Raw genomic sequence first — 22842 nt, forward strand, 5'->3', positions numbered from 1 at the left:
ATTTTATTCCTGTCCCTTATGAGGACTCTGATTCTTGCTTTAGATATGGTCTTGATAAGCATGGTCACCATTCTAAATTTATTAGACTTAGATCTGTTCTTAAAGATAATTTCGTCTGTCCTCATTGCGGCGTTATCGAACATCATGAATCTAAAGGTTTACGTAAGATTTCCCTGTCTCATATTGCCAATGGTCATCAAAGATTCGTTATTGAGGTTGAATACAGAAGATATTTCTGTCATTCATGTCATTCTTATTTTAAGGATGATATCCCTTTTAAATTTAAAAATACTAGAATGACTTCTTCTGCTGCTCATGCCTGCCTGATTCAATTTAGAGAGAATACGGCCATGGCCGTTATTTCTCGTATGATGGGTGTTTCTAAATCTTCTGTATACAGAATATTTTTTCATCACATCAAAGTAAAAGAACGATTCTATCATCTTAAGTCTGTTATTTCTATTGATGAATTTAAAGCAACCACTGATAAAGGAACTTATGCTTTTCATATTACCGATCCTATCAACGGCAAAACTCTTGATATTATTGAAGACAGAAAAGAACGCAGTCTAAGAAACTATTTTCTTAGATTTCCCTATAAAGAAAGAAAAAAAGTAAGGATCATCATTATGGATCTTTCCAATCCTTTTCGTTGTATCATGCAGCGTCTTTTTCCCAATGCTTCTATTATCGCTGATCGTTTTCATTATGTAAAATTATTCGGTGAATGTCTAAAAAGAAGCAGACTGGATACCTGTTCTTCATTAAAAAATGAAAAGATAGCCAAATCTATTAAGAAAAATCTTCATCTTTTTGACAAATATAGAAAGGATCTTGATGATCAAACAGAATGGTATGATCGTCATTTAAAAAAACACTTTACCTGCAGAACATATGTTGAACATATATTTGAACAGGATGGTACAGATGAATTCTACCAGAGCTATATGATCTATCAGAATCTGTTGAAACTCATCCATGAAAAGCACAATGATTACAAGAAAGAATTGAATAACTGGCTGAACCATATATTTGAAACAAATAATACATATTTTATTTCGTCTGCAAAAAACATAAGAAAGAACTGGTTTGTGCCAATACTTAAGTCACTTACATACAAAGCAATCTATGTTAGAAACGATAAAACATATGAAACAAGTTTTAATAATGGTTTTATTGAAAGTATGAACAACAAGGTCAAGCTTGTAAAACGAAATGCCTATGGCTACAGATATTTTTATAATTTAAGAAAGAGGATTCTTCTTCATCTTGGGTTCTCATATGAATTTGAGTAAAAGAAAAGAGATAGCTTTCGCTATCTCTTAAGCCCCTCCACTATTGACACGGAGCCAGCATCTCTTGATTGAACTAAAATAATATTTTCATTATTTTCAATAATCGAATATTTACCTTTAACTTCATTCGATACACATAATGGATCATCTCTTTTAAGTAAATAATGATCTAATGTATATTCAGCTTGACTAATAGAAAGAATACTTTCATTCAAAGCAAACAATGAAAAATAATAATATTCTTGATTATATATATGATGAATTCCAGGTTTTAATAATTGAATACAGTTTTGTTGGTCAATAACCTTTATAGAAACATCTTGATATTTTTCAAGCAAACACATAACTGCAAAAAAATGATCTAAACGTCCTCCGGTAACACCATATAATTCAATTTCATCATAACCTTTAGAAATTGCATATTCGATAGCAGCATGCGTATCTGTAACATCTTTTCTTTCAGGTAATATTTGAATATTTAAATCTTCTAATGATTTTCTATTTTGTAAAGAATCAAAATCTCCTATTGCAAACCTCGGTGTTATTCCTTGCTTTAATAATTCCTCTACCCCATGATCAACCCCAATATAGTCTCTATCTTGAGGTAATGTCATATTAAATAAGTGTGTTGCACATAATGCTATTTTCATTTTAAAGAAGCAATCCTTTGTGTGTAATCATCACTATTAAATACATAACTTCCAGCAACTAAAACATCAACACCTGCATCTTTGCATTGTTTTCCAGTTGTAGCATTAATACCACCATCTACTTCAATTAAATAATGATCATTATTTTCTTTTCTTCTAGCAGCTAAATCTTTAATTTTATCAAGAGCAATTTCTTTAAATGATTGTCCACCAAATCCTGGTTCAACTGACATTACTAAAACAACATCTAATAAAGATAAATAATCTTGAATAGCATCAACAGGTGTATTTGGTTTAATACTTATTCCTACTTGTACATTATTTTCTTTAATATGATGAATAAGTGCTAAAGTATCTTCTTTATTTTCCATTGCTTCAATATGAAAAACAATTAAATTTGCTCCACTTTTAATAAATTCATCTACATACTTTTGAGGTTCACTAATCATTAAATGAACATCTAAAAATAAATTTGTAACTTTAGACACATCTTTTAAAATACTATATCCAAAAGAAATATTAGGTACAAAATGTCCATCCATAACATCATAATGAAGCCAATCAGCTTTTCCATTTTCAATTTTTTCAATATCATCTTTCAAACATGCAAAATCAGCTGAAAGAAGTGAAGGTGCAACTTTAACCATATCTTTTCTCCTTTTTTTCCTTTAATTCTTTTAACATTGTTAAATAATGTTCATAACGTTCTTTAGAAATTTTCCCCTCATCAACTGCTTCTTTAACTGCACAATGAGGTTCACTATCATGTAAACATCCTCTAAACTTACAATGAGAAGCATATTCATCAAAATCATGATAAGCTCTCGCTGCATCAGTAGGTTCCATCTCTAATTCAAGAGATGAAAAACCAGGGGTATCTGCTACATAGCCATCATATAAATTCATAAGTTCAACATGTCTTGTTGTATGTTTACCTCTTCCTAAAGCTTTTGATATTTGATTTGTTTCTAAATTTAAAGAAATATCTAAAGCATTTAAAAGGGTTGATTTCCCAACTCCACTTTGTCCTGTAATCACAGTCACTTGATCTTTAAAAATATCTTTAATTTCATCTATACCTTTATTTTGTTTAGAACTTGTTTCAATGACAGTATAACCAGCATCTCGATATTCTTGAATATATTGATAAATAGAATCATCACCTTCTATATCCATTTTAGAAATAACAATGATTGGTTTTATATGATAATGTTCTATCAATAATAAAAACTTATCTAATAATACTGTTGAAAAATCAGGCTCTTTTCTTGAAAAGACAAGCAATGCTTGATCAATATTTGCAATCGGTGGTCTTCTTAAAACATTTTTTCTCTCTAATATTTTGAGAAGGTAACCATCATCATGGTTACCTTTTTGAAATTCTACAAAATCGCCAACAACTGGTTTTATATCTTGTTTTCTAAATTTTCCACGGGCACGACATTGATGTACTTCATGACCATCATCAATGTAATAAAAACCAGCTAGCGCTTTTACAATACGCCCTTTATCTACGTTAGTCTTCATAATAATAGATTGTAATTGTTGTTCCTTTTTTATCAACTTTTGTTCCAGCAGCTATACTTTGTTTATAAACTGCACCAATATAACGTTCATCTCCACCAGATTCAGGGAACTGTGTTCCTTCCATAGAAACTGTAAATCCTAAGTTTTCAAGATTTGACTTCGCACTATCAGGTGTTAAACCAACAACCGAAGGAACTGTTTGACTATAGCCAGTAGAAACTGTCAAAGTAATATTTCTATTAGTGTCTGTTGGATCTACTTTGTAACCCTTCGCTAAGTTTTGATCAATAACAGTACCTGCTGGTTGATCAGATGTTTGTTCACGTTTTGTAACATTAAAACCTAAACCACTCAATTTATTATAGGCATCATCATAACTCATACCAGTATAATCATCTAAAATAACATAAGATCCTTTAGAAACTGTAAGTGTAATTGTACGATCTTTATCTGTTGGGTCTTGTTTATAACCTTTTTCTAAACTTTGTTCTAAAACTGTACCTGCTTTTTTGTCAGAAACTTCTCGATTTATATCAACTTTAAATCCAAGTTTTTCTAATTTCTTTTCAGCTTCTTCATAACTTAAACCAGTATAATCATCTAAAACAATATATTTTCCTTTTGAAACTGTAATTGTAATAACATCGCCTTCTTTAATAGAAGAACCTTTTTCAGGATCAGTTTTTGTAATTAATCCTTTTTTATAATCATCAGATAATTCCTTAAAAACAGTCTTATTAATAGTTACACCATAATCTTTTAATAATTCTTCAGCTTCACTTTGTGTAAGTCCTACTAAATCAGGCATTACATTTGGTTGTTTATTTCCACCAAAAAGTAAGAAATAACAAATAATTCCAATAATCAAAACAACCCCTGCAACAACTCCTGCAAGAACTTTAGGATTTTTTAATTTTTCTAAAATTTTATTTTGAGTTGGTTTTTTCTTTTCAGTAACTCTTTCTTCAACTTCTTCTGTTTCTTCATCAAAGAATTGACGAGGATTAGCAACAATTGTTGGATCATTTGTTTCATCACTATGATCAAAAACAAGCTTTTCTTCATCAGTTCTTGATAAACATGTTTGTAAATCCTCTAACATCTCATTTGCGCTTTTATAACGATCATTTAGGTTTTTAGCTGTTGCTTTAATAATAATATTTTCTACTGATTGAGGAATAGAAGGATTAAATTCTCTAAGTGATGGTAAATCTTCTTGCATATGTTTTAAAGCAATATTTACAGGAGATTCACCATTAAATGGTACTTGACCTCTTAATAATTCATAAAAAACAATTCCTAAAGCATAAATATCACTTTGAACTGTTGCTTTTTCTCCTCGTGCTAATTCTGGTGCTAAATAATGAAGAGAACCCATAATCACATCTGTTTGTGTAAATTGTGTAAGTGATTGAATAGAAGCAATTCCAAAATCAGCAATCTTAGCCGTACCTGTATCAGTCACCAAAATATTTTGTGGTTTTAAATCACGATGTATGATTCCCATTTGATGAGCTCTTGCAGTTCCAGAAAGCACTTGTTTCATAATATCAATAGCTTCCATAACATGTAAAGCACCACGTTTAGCAATTAACTCTTTCAACGTTCTTCCAGGAACATATTCCATGACGATATAGTATTGATCATTATCTTCACCTACATCATAAATTTCTACAATATTTTTATGTGAAAGCGCAGCTGCTGCTGAAGCTTCCCTTTGAAATCTAGCAATGTAGATTGGATCTTTCGCTAAAGATGTACGTAATATCTTAATAGCAATTGTACGATTTAAAATCGTATCATTTGCTAGATAAACATCTGCCATTCCTCCTTGACCAATAATATCAATCAATTCATAACGTTCAGCAATGATTTTATTCATTTTTTAACGTCCTCCTTCTATTAACACAGCAGCAATATTATCATGTCCACCATGTTCATTTGCTTGTTCAATTAAAAGATGTACTTTATCTCTAACATTCATATTTTTTTTAACAATATTTAAAATTTCTTCATCTTCTAAAGAATTAAATAATCCATCACTACAGATTAAAATATTCTTTCCATTCAACTTATATTTTTGAATATCTGGTACAATATTCATTTCAACACCAATTGCTTGCATTAAAATATTCTTTTGACGATGATTCTTACCTTCCTCTTTTGTAATTGCTCCTCGATCAATCAATTCATTAACCAGCGTATGATCTCTTGTCATTTGAATAATTTCATGATCATCATAAACATAAATACGACTATCACCTACATGGCAAAAAAAGGCATCATCACCATCAACTACAGAGATTGCAACCGTTGTTCCCATTCCTTTTGTATCTTCTTGCATACCAGCCATTCTTTTTACAATTTGATGTGCTTCTAAAACAGTATCCATTAACCAATTTGTCACTTCTTCATCATCCAAAAAAGGCGGATTGGCTTTAAAACATGTCAGTACATGTTCCTCTACGACATGAGATGCAATTTCTCCTGCCCTATGTCCTCCCATACCATCACAAACAACACCTAACACTTGATCTTTTAAATTAATTGCCGTTGCCGCTTGATCTTGATTTTTTTCTCTGATTTTTCCAATATCAGTCAATGCATAATATTCCATTATATCACCCCGCTACGCTTTGCTCTTAGTTGACCACATGCTCCATCTATATCTCTACCATGTTCTTTTCTAACCGTACAGTTAATATGTAATCTTAAAAGTTCATCTTTAAATTCTTCTACATGACTGCTTGGTTTAAAACCATGTTCATCGACACTATTATAAGGAATTAAATTCACATATGCATTTAATCCTCTCATATAATGTGCAAGTTGTCTTGCATGTGCAAGTGAATCGTTGACATCATCTAATAAAATATATTCAAATGTGACTCTACGATTCGTTTTTTCGATATAATCTGCAACACCTTTTCTTAAAGCATCCATATTAAATGCTTTATTAACAGGCATTAATTGGTCTCTAATTTCATCATTAGGGGCATGTAAAGAAATAGCAAGATTTGTTTGAATTCCTTCATTGCTATATCTTTCTATCATATTAACAAGTCCACATGTAGAAATTGTAATATGTCTTGCTCCAACAGCTAAACCATGAGGATGATTAATAATTCTAACGAATTTCATCACTTCATCATAGTTATCAAAAGGTTCACCTGTTCCCATAACAACAACATGTGAAACACGAATACCTGTATCTTTAGCCACTGCCATGACTTGATTCACCATTTCACCAGCTGTTAAGTTACGTTGTTTTTTTAAAAGCCCACTAGCACAGAATGCACATTGCATATTGCATCCTACTTGGCTTGTTACACATAATGATTGACCATAGTCATGTCTCATTAAAACAGCTTCTATTAAGTTACCATCAATCATTTTAAATAAGTATTTGATAGTTCCATCACTTGATACTTGTTTTTCTTGTATTTCAAATGTATCAATGATGCATTGTTTTTCTAATTTTTCTCTTAAATCTTTTGATATATTAGACATTTCTTGAAAATCAAAAGCATTTTTTTGATATAACCATTGAAAAACCTGCTTTGCTCTAAAAGGCTTTTCATTGATTGATTTAAAATATTCAGTTAATTCTTCTAAAGAATAATTATATAAATGTTCCATCTTCTATCCCTTTTTCATTTTACACATATAAAATCCATCTGTGTGATATTCATAATTCAAAATTGTACGTTGTTCAATAACTTTCATATCGGGATGTTTTTGAATAAAATGTTCAATCATCATCCCATTTTCCTTTTTATTGATTGTACATGTACTATAAACCATTGTACCATCATTTTTCAATAAATTATACGCATTTTCTAATAAAAGTGCTTGTAATGGGATTAAACCATCCATCACACTAGAATCATGATATTTAATTTCTGGTTTACGTTTTAAAACCCCAAATCCTGAACAAGGTGCATCTAATAAAATACGATCAAATGTTTCAGGAGGATAGTGTTCTATGAGTTTTGTAGAATCCCCTGCTTGAACATGTACGTTTTTAACACCCAAACGTTTTAAGTTATGTTCTATTAATTTTACTTTGTGCTTATATAAATCATAGGCTTCTATTTTTCCTTGATTTTCCATTAATGCTGCAAGATGTGTTGTTTTACTTCCTGGAGCACTACACATATCTAAAACATAATCTGTCTTTTGAGGATCTAAAAGTCTTGCTACTAATTGACTTGATTCATCTTGAATCGTAACTTTACCTTCTTTGTAATAAGAAGTATAAGCTAGATTTCCTCTTTTATATAGAAGAGCATCTGGGGATAACGTTCCTTCTTCAAAACAGCTTTCTTTTAATAACTCTTCTTTTGTTGTTTTTAGTGTATTGACTCTACCACTTCTTGTAGGAGGCGTGTTATCTTCTTCACAAATCATTTTTGTTTTTTCTAAACCATATTGTTTATTAAACATTTTGACCATCCATAAAGGATGTGATGTTACAATTGAGATTTTTTCTAATTCATCTAATCCTTCCAATGATCTTCTTTCATTTCTTGTAAAATTTCTAAGTACTGCATTTACAAATTGACTTGTTTGATAACCTTCTTTTTTAGCTATTTTAACTGCTTCATTAATAATGGCATATTCAGGTATTTTATCTAAATATATCAATTGATATAAAGACATATAAAGAAGTGTCCTTATTTTTTTCTTTACCCTTTTTCCTTTAATATAAGGTTGGAGTTGATATTGAATATATAAAAGATTTTGGATTGTTCCATAAACAATAGTTGTACATAAATCTTTATCTTCTCTTTTTAAATTACTTTTCTTTAATTGTTCATTTAAAGCAATATTTAAAAAACTTTCATCTTCAAAATATTGATTTAAAATCATATATGCATTTTCTCTTGCCATAACTATATCGTTGTGTATGGATTAAAATCACATATCACATTTACCTTTCTTCCTTTTTTATTATAATAATCACTCATTGCATGCAACACTTCATAAACATGTGTTGTATTCGTTATTTTAAGTGTCATTCTCTTTCTATAAATATCATTCATCTTATAAATCGTACAATTTGCAGGTCCTAAAACAATTGCTTTAGGAAGTTGTTTTACTAAGTATTCCTTTATTTGTTGACTACAAAAAGTCACATCATCCTCTTTTTTACCTTGTACTAGAATACTTATCAAATAACAATAAGGAGGATACTTCGCAAGTTTTCTCATTTCCATTTCTTTTTGATAAAAACTTTGATAATCATGATTTTTAACACACTGTAAAACAAAATGATCAGGATTATAAGTTTGTATCATGACTGTTCCTTGTTTCTTTCCTCGACCACTTCTACCAGAAACTTGTTCTAATAATTGAAATGTTCTTTCATTCGCTCTAAAATCAGGAATATTTAAAGAAAGATCAGCATTGATAACTCCTACAAAAGTCACATTTTCAAAATCTAATCCTTTCGCAATCATTTGTGTCCCAATTAAAATATTCGCTTCTTGATTTTCAAATTGTTTTAATAATTGATGATGTCCTTGTTTCTTCCTTGTAGAATCTACATCATAGCGAATCACTCTTGAATTTATAAAATTATTTTGTAAATATTCTTCAATTTTTTGTGTTCCACTACCAATAAGTTTAATATTGGTACTTCCACAATAACTACATTTTTGTTGATAAGGAACTTGATAATCACAATAATGACAACGCATTGTATGCGTATCTTTATGATAAGTTAAAGAAACATCACAATGTGGACATTTTAATACCTCATCACAATCTAAACAGCGAACATAACTTGAATAACCTCTTTTATTAAGTAATAAAATCACTTGTTCATTTTTATCAATTGTCTCTTGTATTTTAGCTTTCATTTTCCTTGATAATACTTCATAATGATGTGCTTTCATTTCTTCTACCATATCAATCAATTCAATTTGTGGTAAAGGTTTTTGATTGACCCTTTGAGAAAGTATACACAATTCATACACACCCTTTAAAGCACGACTATAGCTTTCAAGAGAAGGTGTTGCACTACCTAAAACAACTGGACATTGATGATAAGCACCCCTTTTTCTCGCTACTTGAGATGTTAAATAACGTGGTGGACTTTCTTGTTTGTAACTAGCATCATGTTCTTCATCCATAATAATCAAACCTATATTTTCAAGTGGTGCAAAAACAGCACTTCTTGCTCCAACAACAATTTTTACTTCATCATCAATGATTCGACGATATTCATCATATCTTTCCCCTGCTGATAATTTTGAATGTAAGATAGCAACGCTTTTTCCAAAACGACTTTTAAAAGCAGAGACCATCATTGGAGTCAAAGCAATTTCAGGGACAAGCATCAAGACGGTTTTTCCTTGTTCAATCACAAATCTAGAAAGATGTAAATAAACTTCTGTTTTTCCTGAGCCTGTGACTCCATAAAGTAAAAAGGTTTTAAATTGATGAAAAGACGCTAGTACTTGATTGACAACTTTTTGTTGACTAGCAGTCAAGGGATAATCCTCTTGTTGTACGTGTTCATTGTAAGGATTTCGATAAACTTCTACTTGTTTATAAATAATTGCTCCTTGTTTTTCTATATTATTTAAAAGAACTGTTGAAAAAGGATAATCCTTTATGGGTAATAAATCATGTTCTTTTATATAATTTAAAGCTTCTTGTTGTTTTGTTGTTTTAAGGGGAATATCTTTTACAAAGGAAACAACTTTTTGATATTTAATGCCAACACTATGATTGGTACTTGGTTTTAATTGAGGTGGTAACATACATTGTAAACAACTGATTCTTGTAGAAAGCGTTTGTTTTGAAAGATAGTTTGCAAGTTCTTGTAATTCTTGATTAAGTAATGGTTTTTGATCAATAACATCTTGAATAAAAGAATATTTAAAACCATTTTTTTCTTCTAATTGTTTTTGAGTAAAAAGTGTTTCTTGACACTCAACGACATAACCTATAAGTTGTTGATAACCAAAACGGATATGGACTCGACAACCTGCTAAAACTTGATATTTAGATAAATAATCATAGGTCGTATCTAATTTATAGATTGCATGTTCCACAAGAACTTTAACAATATACATACTTCCACCTCTCTTTTGTTTGTATTTTACCACATCTATTGTAGCTTTATCAAAAAAACTGTCAGTTATAAAAACCAACAGTTACTTTTGATGTTCTTTAATAATTTTTGCTATTTTATCTTTTGCTAGATGAACATCGTCATTTTCTACAACATATTTATATTCATCTTTTGTTTGAATTTCTTTACGTGCTTTATCCAAACGTTCTTTTACGATATCTTCACTTTCAGTACGTCTACCACGAATGCGTCTTTCTAATTCTTCTAATGAAGGTGGTACCAAGAAAATAGTCAATGCATCAGGACATTTTTTCATGACTTGCAATGCTCCTTGAACTTCGATTTCTAAAACGACATTTTTACCCTCATCTAGTAATCGATCTACATTATCCTTAGGGGTACCATAATAATTACCTACAAATCTTGCCCATTCTAACAATCCACCTTGAGCAATCTTATCAACAAAGCTTTTTTCATCAACAAAAAAATAATCCACACCATCTGTTTCTGTAGGTCTAGGTTTTCTTGTTGTCATTGAAATAGAATAACTTAAATTTAAACTATCATCTTTGAACAATTCTTCTCTTACTGTTCCTTTTCCAACACCACTAGGCCCACTAAGAATGATTAACATTCCTCTTTTCAATTTTTCCACACCCCTTTTTTTATAAAAATAACTCTACAATAACAAAGAGATAATGTCAATTAAATTTCAAATATGTTATAGTATTTTGGGGTGATAACTATGGCATATGATGGCATTATGATGCATCAAGTAAAAAATTTATTGATAGAAACAATAAAAGGTGGTCGTATCAATAAAATTTATCAAATATCAAAATATGAACTTTTATTTCAAGTTCGTGCAAATAAAAAGAATTATCAATTATTGATTTCAAGTCATCCAATGTATGCACGTGTTCAATTAACAGCTTTATCTTATCCAACACCAGAATCTCCTAATCCGCTTACTATGCTTTATCGTAAGCTTTTAGAAGGTGGATATATTAAAGATATTGAACAAATCGATTTGGATCGTATTTTTAAAATAACTTTTGCTTGTCACAATGAATTGGGTGATTATATTGAATATATTCTCTATGTAGAGGTTATGGGAAAACATTCAAATATTATTTTAGTAGGTCAAAATGATAAAATCATTGATTGCATTAAACATATTTCACCAAGTATGAACAGTGAAAGATTTTTACAACCAGGAGCACTTTATCAATTACCACCAATGATGGAAAAACTTGATCCTTTTACAAGTGAATTTGTAGAAGATAACCAACTTACTAAAATCTATCAAGGAATGTCTCCTATTTTATCTAAAGAAATCTTATATCGTATTGATCAAGGTGAATCGTTTAAAACGATTATGAAAAAAATAGAAAATTCTCAAAATCTCTATATTACTAAAGTGAATGATAAAGAATATTTTCATGTTATTAAACTCACACATGTACAAGGAGAAACTTCAAAATATTCTTTATTTGATGGTTTAGATACTCACTTTAATGAAATAGATCAAAAAGAAAGAATTAAACAACAAACAAGTAATCTTTTAAAATTTATTCAAAATGAATATCAAAAAAACACTTCTAAATTAAAAAAATTAAAAGCAACTTTAGAAGATTCACATAATAGTGATGATTATCGTATTAAAGGAGATTTATTATATGCTTCTTTACATTTAATACAAAAAGGAATGACTCATGTTGTTGTTGATAATTATTATGATAATACAAAATTAGATATTACTTTAGATCCTAAATTAGATCCAAAAGCTAATGCTCAAAAATATTATCAAAAATATCAAAAAGCTAAAAATTCAATTAATGTTCTTTTAGAACAAATTGATTTAACTGAAAAAGAAATTGAATATTTCGATTCTTTAATAACCGCTATGTCACAAGCAACATATTATGATGCTTTAGAAATCAAAGAAGAATTAGAAAACGAAGGGTATTTAAAAAAGAAAAAACAAAAAAATACTATTCGTAAGAAAAAACTTCCGCAATTTCAAAAATATCTTACAAAAGATGGGATTGAAATTGATATTGGAAAGAACAACTTACAAAACGATTATTTAACATTTAAATATGCTCATCGCTATGATATGTGGTTCCATGCAAAAGATATGCCAGGAAGCCATGTCATTGTTAAAGCACAAGATTTAGATGAATATACGATTCGTTTAGCTGCTAAAATTGCTGCATACTATTCAAAAGGAAAAAATTCAAGTAGTGTTCCTGTAAACTATACACTCGTCAAAACACTCAAAAAACCTGCAGGTAGTAAACCAGGAAAAGTAATTTTGGATAATTATAAAACAATCTATATTGATCCAGATGATGAGTTTTTACAAGAACTTACAAAAAAATAGATGCTAAGCATCTATTTTTAATAACGATTTGTTTGTGTATAACATGTTTGTTCATATCGAGGGTAATAACGTGGAACATAAACAATGTTATTAACGCGACGACATTCAATTGGACAAATAATAGGTTGTTCTACATATTGATTTTGAAATGTTGTACATACTTTTTTAGGAGCGACAATTGGTTGTGGAGTAAAACCATTTCCTATATTTGAATTAAAATAATTTGCATAACCGTTATTATCAAAGTTTCCATATTGTCCATTACAACATGTATTTTGTTGACAATTACAACTCATAATAACACCTCCTAATATAAGGTATGGTTATATATTAAAAAGAATTGGACTTTTGTAAAGGAGAAACAAATGAAATTAATAAAATGGAATTTACATGAAGATGTAGAAGCATATACAACAACTAGAGAATTAGGTGATATTTCTTTAAATAATCCTCATTATTTAAAGGTATTAGAAAATAGACAAGAACTTGCTTCATTACTAAACACAGATTTAGAACATATGGTAGCCCCTAGACAAACACATTCTACTAATTTAAAACAAGTCTTTTTAATGAAAGATGGTGGTACCAATATGTTAAAACAAACAAATGATCTCTATGAGGTAGATGCAACTTATACGAAAGATAAAGATTTATTCTTACTTTCATTTCACGCTGATTGCACACCAATTTTAGTCTATTGCAAAGATCAAAAAATCGTTTGCGCTATCCATTCTGGATGGCTTGGTACAGTCAGACAAATTGTTGATCACACAATTCGTTATCTTATTGAAAAAGAAAATTGTAACCCACAAGAAATGTATTGCTTAATTGGTCCTTGTCTTTCTAAAAAACACTTAGAAGTACAAGATGATGTCATTAATCAAGTTAAGAAAATGAACTTTGATACTTCACCTTTTTATCAAAAAACAGATGAAACTCATTATTTATTAGATAATAAAGGATTAAATAAGCAACAATTATTAAATTTAGGAGTTTTAGAAGAAAATATTCAAGTTTCTTCTTATTGTACAAATGAAAATAATGATTTATTCTTTTCACATCGTGTTAATCACGATGGCCAAAGAAATGTAACCATCATTAAAAGAAAATAGGCGGTATGAATTTCATATCGCCTATACTTTTCTATATCTTTTTATTATTTTTTAATTAATCTTGTTTAAGCTTTTTCATCATTTGTGGAATTTGGTCAATCACATTTGAAGCAACAACCGTATAGTTTTCTTTATAAACTTCATCTCCACATAAACCATGTAAATAAGTTCCTAATATAGCCGCATCTTTTGGTAAATAACCTTGTCCTAAAAAACTACTGATAATACCAGCAAGTGTATCTCCCATACCTGCAGATGACATTCCTTTATTCCCTGACATAATGCGATATGTTTCATTTCCATCACTAATAAGTGTATGTGGACCTTTTAGAACTAAGGTAACATGATATTTTTTTGCAAATGTATTAGCTTGATCCACCATTTCACTTGTTTGATTAAAATTCACAAATCTTTTAAATTCACCATGATGTGGTGTTAAAATCCATGGCGAATGATGATTTTCTAATAATTCTGGATGCTTTGCAAGAATGGTTAATGCATCACCATCAATAACAACTGGTACATGTACGTGGCTTAAAAGTTCACATACAAAGCGTTCACTATCTTCATTTAAACCAAGTCCACTTCCTATAAGAATTGCATCTTTTCCTTGTAATAAATGTTCATCAAAATAATGTCTTTGACATGATGTTGCCTCTGGACAAAATAAACTTAAAGAATCAATTACTTTTTCATTAGACCAAACCGTAACCAATCCACTTCCAGCATAAACAGCTGCTTTAGCTGCTAAAAGTGCAGCTCCTCGATAATGATAACATCCTGTTACATGCATAATTCTCCCATAGGTTCCCTTATGTCCATCGTATAATCGTTCTTTTATATGATATTTTGCCCATTTAAAATCAATCGGTTGAGAAAATAACATTTCTTCATGAAATGATTTAGCATCCAACAATTCTAAAATTACTTTTCCTGTATACATTTCACTTTCTGGATTTAAAAAAGCAAGTTTGTAAGCTGTTAAAGTTATTGTTTGATAAGCACAAATACAGCTATTATACGGTTTTCCTGTATCAGGATTTAATCCTGTAGGAATATCGATTGCAATAATATCTATTTCAATATTATTAATAAGATCAACAACATACTTAACAATTCCTCTTAAATCACTATTAAGTCCAAAGCCAAATAATGCATCAACTACCACATCAAAATGTGGAACACTTTCTTGAAATTCTTCAAGTGTCTCTTCACTTACAAATAAACACTCTATCGATAAAGATTGTGCTTGATCAAGATAATATCTATTTGCTTGACTAAGCTTTTCTTCTCTTCCTGTTAAACAAAGTAAGACTTTTTTACCTTCTTGATGTAATTTAATTCCTAATGAAATACCATCTGCACCATTATTTCCTGGTCCACAAACAATCATAATACGTTGATATTTATCAAAATGTTTGAATAAACAATCACTCGCTTTATCTACTAATTGTTCAATCGAATATCCATAATCTAATAAAGCTTGATCATATCTTTTTAACTGACTACTTGTTGCTATATACAAAAAAATCACCCTCTTTAGATACATTATATCTTTTTAAAAGGCAAAAAAAAAGGTTTCAAACCGAAACCTTTTATTGATATCTAAGTCCACATGTAAATTTACCTACACCAGAAGAAACTTTAACAACATCTCCTGTATGTGGAGCATGAACATATTGTCCATTTCCAATATAAATTCCTACATGCCCTGAACGCCATAAAATATCTCCAACTTGAAGTTCAGATAAACTTACTACTTTTTTAGCAGCAGCTCTTTGTTCAGATGATGTTCTTGGAATAGAAATACCATTTTGTCTATATACCCATTGTGTAAATCCTGAACAGTCAAATGAATTTGGTCCAGTTGATCCCCATACATATGGGCATCCTCTTTTAGAAAGACCTGTACTAACAATTCTTTCACCAGAGAATGTTACTTCTACTTGTAATTGAACTTCTGATTTATTTCCTGTTGAATCTACACCAGTATATGTAACTGTTTTTAATCCTGTTGTAGAAGTATCAACAGCATTAAATGTAATTTTGTCTTTCATATCACCATCTAAATTATCTACAGCAGATGTGATATAAGATTTTAAATCAACATTGCTTCCTTTATCAACAGAAATCTTATTTGTTGATAAAACGATATTTGGTCCAGTAATATCTTTAACAGTTGCATTTAAGACAACTTTTGATGAATTACCTGCACCATCTGTTGCTGTTAATTTGATCTCTTTTTGTTGATTTAATTGTTTTGTATCAATTGTACCTTCTATCTTAGGTTCAATATTTGTATCTAAGTTATCACTAATTGATACATAATCTTGCCATTTAAATTCACTACCATAATCAACTGTAATATCATTACCTGATTTTAAAGTGATTTCTGGTGCTTGCATATCAGCAATAAAGAATTTAAATGATTCTTCAGTTGTATTACCACTATTATCACTTACTGAAACATTAATTGTTTGTGTTCCTTGTTTAGAAGTATCTAATTGTTTATCGCTTTCCATAAATGGAGTTACATCACCATCTACATTATCTACAGCTTTAAGATAAGAAGATAAATCTTGGCTACCATAAACAGGTACTTCAATATAATATCCATCACTTGCACCTAATGTTTTAATTTTTGGCGCTTCTTCATCAACAACATCTACTTGAATTGTTTTAACATCAGTATTATTAAACTGATCTGTTGCACGCACTTCAACTTGATATGTTCCTAATTGTTTAACATCTAAGGAATCATCATCAACTTCTACTAGCAGCTCACTTCTATCATCATGATTATCTACAATATCAATTGCATCAGTATCAAACTTTTCACCATAAGGAATTTCAATACGGTTTGACACAATTTCAGGCTTTTCATGATCCACACCAGCGTAACCTACTAACATAAATGCAGCTACCCCAGCGATTGGAATAAACATTGCTTTTCTGTTTTTAATTTTCTCATCAAACAATGTTTTGAGCTTGGTCTGTATGTCTGTTTTCATAATGTTCTCCTTTTGAATTTTTTTAACCGTCTATAATCATACCACATATCATTTAAAAATGCAAATTTGTAGAATTTATCAATCTTTTTTCAATTTTATTATACCCAAGCAATCAATAAATAGTTTATTTCATTATTAAAATTATATTCTTTTAAAGTATGAAAAAAGCCGTGATTTTTCCACGACTTTTTAATATTAAGGTCTAAACTTTTATAATAATATTTTTAAAGTATTTACCTTTCTTATCATCTACTTTTGATTTTCTTTACTTACTTCTAAAGTATCTATTTTTTTAATAAATGGTAAATAGATAACAAAAGATATAATAATCATCACAAATTGCCATAATGCAACACGCCATCCACCAATCAAAAGTCCTGATATAATTGGAGGTGTTGTCCAAGGAACCATAACCCCACTAAATAATGGTAAAATTCCCATATACATTAATAAATAACTGCTTATACCTATAATTAAAGGAACAAGAACAAATGGAATCAATAAATATATATTAAGTACAATTGGTGTCCCAAAAATAATTGGTTCATTAATGTTAAAGATATTAGGTACAATGGATAATTTACCTAAACTACGTAATGACTTTGATTTAGCAAAAAATGTAATATAAATTACTAAACCAATTACAATTCCTGCACCAGACATACATAAGAAATTATCCCAAAATTGTTGTGTAAAAATATGTCCACCATTTTGAATTGTAAGAGGTAATCCTGAATCTATAATTTTTTGATTAGCTGCCATATTTGCTTGTAAAATTGGTGAAAGAATTCCTCCACAGATAGAACCACCATGGACACCTGTCCACCACAATAAAGACATAACAATTGTCATAATAACAACCCCAAAGAACGAATCAGTAATTCCTTGTAAAGGAATTTGAATTACTGAATAAATAAGTTCCGCAAATGTTGTATTAAATACAAAGTGACATACAGCATAAATAATTGCACAAATAGTAATAATAATTCCAGTTGGTAATAATGACGAAAATGAATCTGCAACACCACTAGGAACACCCTTTGGCATTTTTATACTAATATCTTTTTTTACACATAAAGAATAAATATACCCAACTAAAAAACCAATTAAAATAGCACAAATCATTCCTTGACCAGCAGTCCAATCTTTAGAAATAATTCCTGTAACTGATTCCCCACTATCTAACACTTTAGAAGAAGGAGTTAATAAAATAAAAGCTGCTAAACCAGTTAAAGCACCATTTATTGCAGTTGTTACTTGATCATTCTTCAAATAAGAATAAGTAATTCCTATTACTGTAAAGAAGGCCATTAATGAAAATGTAGAAGAATATACTTGAGAACATACATCTCCTATTCCACTTTCACTAATTACTTTACTTACTGCTTCAATTGGTAGGTTAGCAATCAACAGGAACAACGATCCTATCATTAAAAACGGTAAAGAAAACATCATTCCATCCTTTAAAGCCTTTATAACTTTTGTATTTGTAAACTTCGATATATAAATAACTAACGTTTCATTTATAAATTTGTTCATATTATTTATCTCCTATAAAATTTCACCATTTGATGAAATAACTTTTTTATACCATTCAAAAGAAGCTTTTCGATATCTTCTTCCACTACCATTAGCTTGATCATCTAAATCAACATAGATAAAGCCATATCTTTTTGCCAGTTCACCTGTAGAAGCACTTACAATATCAATTGCTGACCAAGGGGTATACCCTATGACTTCTACACCATCTAACTCAATTGCTTTTTTCATTTCTAAAATATGATTTCTTAAGTAATCAATACGATAATCATCATTAATGATTCCATTTTCTAATTTATCATAAGCTCCAAAACCATTTTCAACAATAAACATTGGTTTTTGATATCTTTCATAAACTTCATTTAAAATAATTCTTAATCCTGTAGGATCAATAGCCCAACCCCAATCACTTTTCTTTAACAATGGATTTTGTACTTCGATAAAGTCTTGTGTTTTATCATATTCAGCAATCGTTGATTTATAATAACTAAACCCTATATAATCCACTGTACCTTGTTTTAGATCTTTTAAATCTTCATCAGTTATATCTAATTGAATATGATCCCTTTCCCACTTTTTTAAAGTATAGGCTGGATAATATCCCCTTACATGAACATCACTAAAGAAATATCTCTTATCCATTGCTTTAATGCCTGCAAGAATATCTTGTGGGTTGCAAGAAGAAGGATAAATTGGACCAAAATGTAACATGCAACCCACTTGCATAGAGGAGTTGATTTCTTTAGCTCTTTGAACTGCTCTAGCACTTGCGACGAACTGATAATGAGATATTTGATACATTGTTTGTTCAACATTTTCATTATCTTTATATAAAACTCCTGCTCCTGTCCAAGCATTAAAAGGATTATCAGTATCTATAAGATTATTAATTTCATTAAATGTCATCCAATATTTGACTTTATTGCTATATCTTTTAAAACATGTAATCGCATATCTTTCAAAGAATGTAATTAATTGTCTATTTCTCCAACCACCATATTTTTTTGCTAAATAAAGAGGCATTTCAAAATGAGATAAAGTAACAACAGGTTCTATTCCATATTTTAAACATTCATTAAAAATACGATCATAATATTCTAACCCTTCTTCATTAGGTTCTAATTCATCACCATGAGGATAAATACGTGGCCATGAAATACTTAAACGAAAACATTTAAAACCCATTTCAGCAAATAATTTAATATCTTCTTTATAATGATGATAAAAATCAATTCCATAATGATTAGGATAATATTTATCATCTAATATTTCATAAGAAATTTCTCGAGGGTGATTGACATCACCAGCAGACATAACATCGGTTACACTTAATCCTTTATGTCCTTCTTGATAGCCACCTTCATATTGATTAGCAGCAACAGCACCACCCCATAGAAAGTTTTTATTCATAATCATTCTCCCATTTTAAATTTATCAACTGCTTTTGTTGTTTCTTCTAAATAAGAATAATTACTTATCAATTTTAATGAAGTAAATATATTAAAAACATACTGTAAAGAAGCAATATAAACAGCATTAGATAATTCAATTGTATTTTGAGTGGTCATAATTACAATTGTCTCATCACAATATTTACAAATTTCTCTTTTTTTATGATCACAAATTACAATTGATTTAGCATGAGATTTGCGAATATCTTTTGCTATTTTTAACATTTCCTTATTTTGACCTGTATGCGTCAAATAAATACAAACTGTATCATTTGGTTTTCTTTGCTTTAAGTATTGAAAATGCATTGGATTTAAACTGTTATACGCTTTAGAAATAACCCCTTCTTCTTCAAAATTCAAGCTATATATTTCTGCTAAAGAAAAATTAATACCTGTTCCATAAATTTCAATATATTTTGCATTTTTAATAAGTTGATAAATTCTTTCTATAACTTGTCTATTTAATAAACTTTTTGTATATTCTATCGCTCTTTTATGTAAAAGTTCGATTTTATTTAAAGCATCATCAATTGAACTCTCACTTGAAAAAGGTTCAATTTCAAAATCATTTTTCAATTCAAGTAAATGAGAATATTCAGCAGCATATTGATATTTAAACTCTTTATATCCATTAAAACCTAATTTCTTACACAATCTAGAAATCGTTGCACTACTGGTATAACTTAATTTTGCTAGTTCATTAATATTCTTTTTTAAAATATCTTCTGGATTATTTAATATATAATCCACTAAATACTTTTCTTGAATTGTTAAATGTTCCAATACTTTTATTTTATCAATAATCATCATGTTTCCTCTTTTCACCGGTTAAAAGATACTCATTAATTATCTTCTTATCTAGAAGACATTTTCATCATAATTAACAGCAACAAGCAAGTCAATCTTCTGTAAGCATTTACAATCTAATAGAAAAAAGATTTCAATTTTACAATTATTCTTAATAAAAATTGAAAAAAATTATCAAAAAAAAAGTTGCTATGGAATTTAATAACAACCTTTTGTTTTTTGACACTCCCCATGTCTAAAGACAGGGGATTCTTGCTACCTGCCAACATTGTTGGCTGACCAGTTCATTTCTGATAGCTCGCAGTGCAAGATAGGGGTATGCCATTACCCTTCCTAGAGCAGAACCTATAGTTCTCTAGGCAGTATATCTGTTACCAATATACTCAGTTGAGTTGCATATGTTTATGGCTCCCAACAGATCCCTATGCGTATGAAATCCACATCTGCACGTATATCTTCTGTCATTTGCATGATGAACACTTCCACATATTGGGCAGATCTGACTTGTATATGCTGGATCTACATACTCAACTTCTATGCCTGCCAGTTTTGCTTTGTATTCTATAAACTGTGCTAGTCTATAAAATGACCATATATGCAGGCTATGATTGTTTTTTCGACTTGTTCTTGTCGTAGAGCGTATGTTTTGAAGTCGCTCTAATTTGATTACTGATACGTCATGAGCTTTTGCTGTATTTACGATTTCACGACTTAGCTTATGATCTATATCTTTCATGATACGTTGTTCTTTGTTGTTGATTTTAACAACTGCCTTTGGCTTCTTAGCTTTCTGAAATCTTTTTCGAAGATTATTGTAGTGTCTTCTTATATATTTGTTTTTTCTACCATTTCCATAAAACTTGACACTTCCATCCGGACAGTAGCTTACAGCAGGACATTTGATTCCAAGATCAACACCCATGACATTATTATTTGAAGAAGCAGCATCTTCTTTTGCATCATAGACGATCTGTGCTACTAGATCATGTCCTTTTACAACAATGCGCATCGTTCCTAATTTGCTGGATGAAAAAATTGATTTCTGTCTTTCTGATATTTTTGTTTTGACTGATATACGTTTTGACTTTCCATTGATTATTACTGGAAAGCCAATACTGTCATCATTGATTCTAAAATTTTGATTATTGATATAACAACACATTTTTTTCAAAACAGGAAGTTTTACTTTAGTATCTGAATTTCCTAATGCCTTATTGTATTTTCTTATGATGAATTTGGCATCTCGGATACACTGATTACATAAGGCACTTGGAAGATTCACCTTTACATCTGCCGTTGTTATTTTTGTAATAGATCTTCCATTGACCGCATCAAAAACAAGATGATTGACTGTAGAAATATATTCTGACATCGTTTCCTTGATCAATTCTGTTTGATATTTGTTTGGATAAAGCTTGACTGTTTCTGTTAATTGCATAGATATCACCTAAACATTTTTTTGATCTTCAATATACTGCTTGATTACAGAATGTGGTGCACCACCTACTGTAGATACAAAATAGCTATTGGTCCATAGCGTCGGGATCCTTGATCTTAACCAGGGAAACTCCTGTCTCAACACCCTGGAAGAATAGCCCTTGATTCTTTTAACTGCTTTGTGAATACCATATTGTGGATCTACTTCCATAAGCAAATGTACATGATCTGGCATGATTTCCATTTCAATGATTTCGACATTCAATTGATCACAGGTTTGTTTAATCAGCTCCTTTAAGCAATCATCCACACCGTCTACAAGAACGGGACGTCAATATTTTGGACAGAATACAACATGATATTTGCAGAAATAAATCACATTATTATTTGATTTGTATTTTATGGATATATTATACTATCAAAAGTTATCTGCCGATATGATTTATTAATAAAATCTTAAAAAAGTTGCCTTATATCTCCACAGCTGAAGCTGGGAGCTTTACGGCAACATTTGGTAATATTTTTTTAAGTCACAAAAAAAAG

Annotated in this window: 19 protein-coding genes and 1 pseudogene; 3 read left to right on the forward strand and 17 right to left on the reverse strand. The window is 29.9% G+C overall.

Features of this window, described 5'->3' with window-relative positions:
• Positions 1-80: 80 nt before the first annotated feature.
• Positions 81-1295 (forward strand): ISL3 family transposase, encoded by a 1215-nt coding sequence (locus ACLVEP_RS02435; RefSeq protein WP_412582639.1) that lies wholly within the window; start codon positions 81-83, stop codon positions 1293-1295.
• Positions 1296-1315: 20 nt separating this feature from the next.
• Here the strand turns inward: ACLVEP_RS02435 and ACLVEP_RS02440 are convergent, their stop codons facing one another.
• The 9 genes from ACLVEP_RS02440 to gmk form a co-directional block, all read right to left on the reverse strand.
• Entirely contained in the window at positions 1316-1945 is a 630-nt protein-coding gene (locus ACLVEP_RS02440) for a thiamine diphosphokinase (RefSeq protein ID WP_412582586.1), read from the reverse strand.
• On the reverse strand, positions 1942-2592 hold the full coding sequence (rpe, locus tag ACLVEP_RS02445; protein WP_412582587.1) for a ribulose-phosphate 3-epimerase: 651 nt from the start codon (positions 2590-2592) through the stop codon (positions 1942-1944). Before rpe ends, ACLVEP_RS02440 begins: the two co-directional genes overlap by 4 nt.
• Entirely contained in the window at positions 2585-3472 is an 888-nt protein-coding gene (gene rsgA, locus ACLVEP_RS02450) for a ribosome small subunit-dependent GTPase A (protein WP_412582640.1), read from the reverse strand. The genes rpe and rsgA overlap by 8 nt, the downstream gene beginning before the upstream one ends.
• Positions 3462-5354, reverse strand: a complete 1893-nt coding sequence (pknB, locus tag ACLVEP_RS02455) for a Stk1 family PASTA domain-containing Ser/Thr kinase (RefSeq protein WP_412582588.1) — start codon at positions 5352-5354, stop codon at positions 3462-3464. The genes rsgA and pknB overlap by 11 nt, the downstream gene beginning before the upstream one ends.
• 3 nt (positions 5355-5357) lie before the next feature.
• Entirely contained in the window at positions 5358-6089 is a 732-nt protein-coding gene (locus tag ACLVEP_RS02460) for a Stp1/IreP family PP2C-type Ser/Thr phosphatase (RefSeq protein WP_412582590.1), read from the reverse strand.
• Positions 6089-7111: a 23S rRNA (adenine(2503)-C(2))-methyltransferase RlmN gene (gene rlmN / locus ACLVEP_RS02465; protein ID WP_412582591.1), complete on the reverse strand. Its 1023-nt coding sequence runs from the start codon at positions 7109-7111 to the stop codon at positions 6089-6091. The genes ACLVEP_RS02460 and rlmN overlap by 1 nt, the downstream gene beginning before the upstream one ends.
• A 3-nt stretch (positions 7112-7114) precedes the next feature.
• Positions 7115-8365, reverse strand: coding sequence for a 16S rRNA (cytosine(967)-C(5))-methyltransferase RsmB (rsmB, locus tag ACLVEP_RS02470; RefSeq protein ID WP_412582593.1), 1251 nt, complete (start codon positions 8363-8365; stop codon positions 7115-7117).
• Positions 8366-8367: 2 nt separating this feature from the next.
• Entirely contained in the window at positions 8368-10557 is a 2190-nt protein-coding gene (priA, locus tag ACLVEP_RS02475; protein WP_412582595.1) for a primosomal protein N', read from the reverse strand.
• Positions 10558-10638: 81 nt separating this feature from the next.
• Positions 10639-11202: a guanylate kinase gene (gmk, locus tag ACLVEP_RS02480; protein ID WP_107030125.1), complete on the reverse strand. Its 564-nt coding sequence runs from the start codon at positions 11200-11202 to the stop codon at positions 10639-10641.
• Between the two features lie 99 nt (positions 11203-11301).
• Here gmk and ACLVEP_RS02485 point away from each other — a divergent pair, with 99 nt between their 5' ends.
• Entirely contained in the window at positions 11302-12942 is a 1641-nt protein-coding gene (locus ACLVEP_RS02485) for an NFACT family protein (RefSeq protein ID WP_412582597.1), read from the forward strand.
• Between the two features lie 17 nt (positions 12943-12959).
• Here ACLVEP_RS02485 and ACLVEP_RS02490 read toward each other — a convergent pair whose 3' ends face one another.
• Positions 12960-13238: a hypothetical protein gene (locus ACLVEP_RS02490; RefSeq protein WP_412582598.1), complete on the reverse strand. Its 279-nt coding sequence runs from the start codon at positions 13236-13238 to the stop codon at positions 12960-12962.
• Positions 13239-13307: 69 nt separating this feature from the next.
• Between ACLVEP_RS02490 and pgeF the strand changes: the two genes are divergently transcribed.
• Positions 13308-14054: a peptidoglycan editing factor PgeF gene (gene pgeF, locus ACLVEP_RS02495; protein ID WP_412582599.1), complete on the forward strand. Its 747-nt coding sequence runs from the start codon at positions 13308-13310 to the stop codon at positions 14052-14054.
• Positions 14055-14109: 55 nt separating this feature from the next.
• Here the strand turns inward: pgeF and ACLVEP_RS02500 are convergent, their stop codons facing one another.
• From ACLVEP_RS02500 to tnpA, 7 genes and pseudogenes are all read right to left on the reverse strand, one after another.
• Complete coding sequence (locus tag ACLVEP_RS02500; RefSeq protein WP_412582601.1) at positions 14110-15579, reverse strand: NAD(P)H-hydrate dehydratase; 1470 nt, start codon at positions 15577-15579, stop codon at positions 14110-14112.
• A 70-nt stretch (positions 15580-15649) separates the two neighbouring features.
• Positions 15650-17065: an NlpC/P60 family protein gene (locus ACLVEP_RS02505; RefSeq protein WP_412582603.1), complete on the reverse strand. Its 1416-nt coding sequence runs from the start codon at positions 17063-17065 to the stop codon at positions 15650-15652.
• 249 nt (positions 17066-17314) lie between these two features.
• Positions 17315-18604, reverse strand: a complete 1290-nt coding sequence (locus ACLVEP_RS02510) for a PTS sugar transporter subunit IIC (protein WP_412582605.1) — start codon at positions 18602-18604, stop codon at positions 17315-17317.
• Positions 18605-18616: 12 nt separating this feature from the next.
• Positions 18617-20020 carry a 6-phospho-beta-glucosidase gene (locus ACLVEP_RS02515; RefSeq protein ID WP_412582607.1) on the reverse strand — a complete coding sequence of 468 codons (1404 nt, stop codon included), beginning with the start codon at positions 20018-20020 and terminating at the stop codon, positions 18617-18619.
• Positions 20017-20862 (reverse strand): MurR/RpiR family transcriptional regulator, encoded by an 846-nt coding sequence (locus ACLVEP_RS02520; protein WP_412582609.1) that lies wholly within the window; start codon positions 20860-20862, stop codon positions 20017-20019. The genes ACLVEP_RS02515 and ACLVEP_RS02520 overlap by 4 nt, the downstream gene beginning before the upstream one ends.
• Positions 20863-21217: 355 nt before the next feature.
• On the reverse strand, positions 21218-22300 hold the full coding sequence (locus tag ACLVEP_RS02525; protein WP_412582611.1) for an RNA-guided endonuclease InsQ/TnpB family protein: 1083 nt from the start codon (positions 22298-22300) through the stop codon (positions 21218-21220).
• 9 nt (positions 22301-22309) lie between these two features.
• Positions 22310-22708: pseudogene (gene tnpA, locus ACLVEP_RS02530) on the reverse strand (IS200/IS605 family transposase).
• Positions 22709-22842: the final 134 nt, after the last annotated feature.

The sequence above is a fragment of the Faecalibacillus sp. genome (genome assembly GCF_047023275.1).
Taxonomy (GTDB): Bacteria; Bacillota_I; Bacilli_A; order Erysipelotrichales; family Coprobacillaceae; genus Faecalibacillus.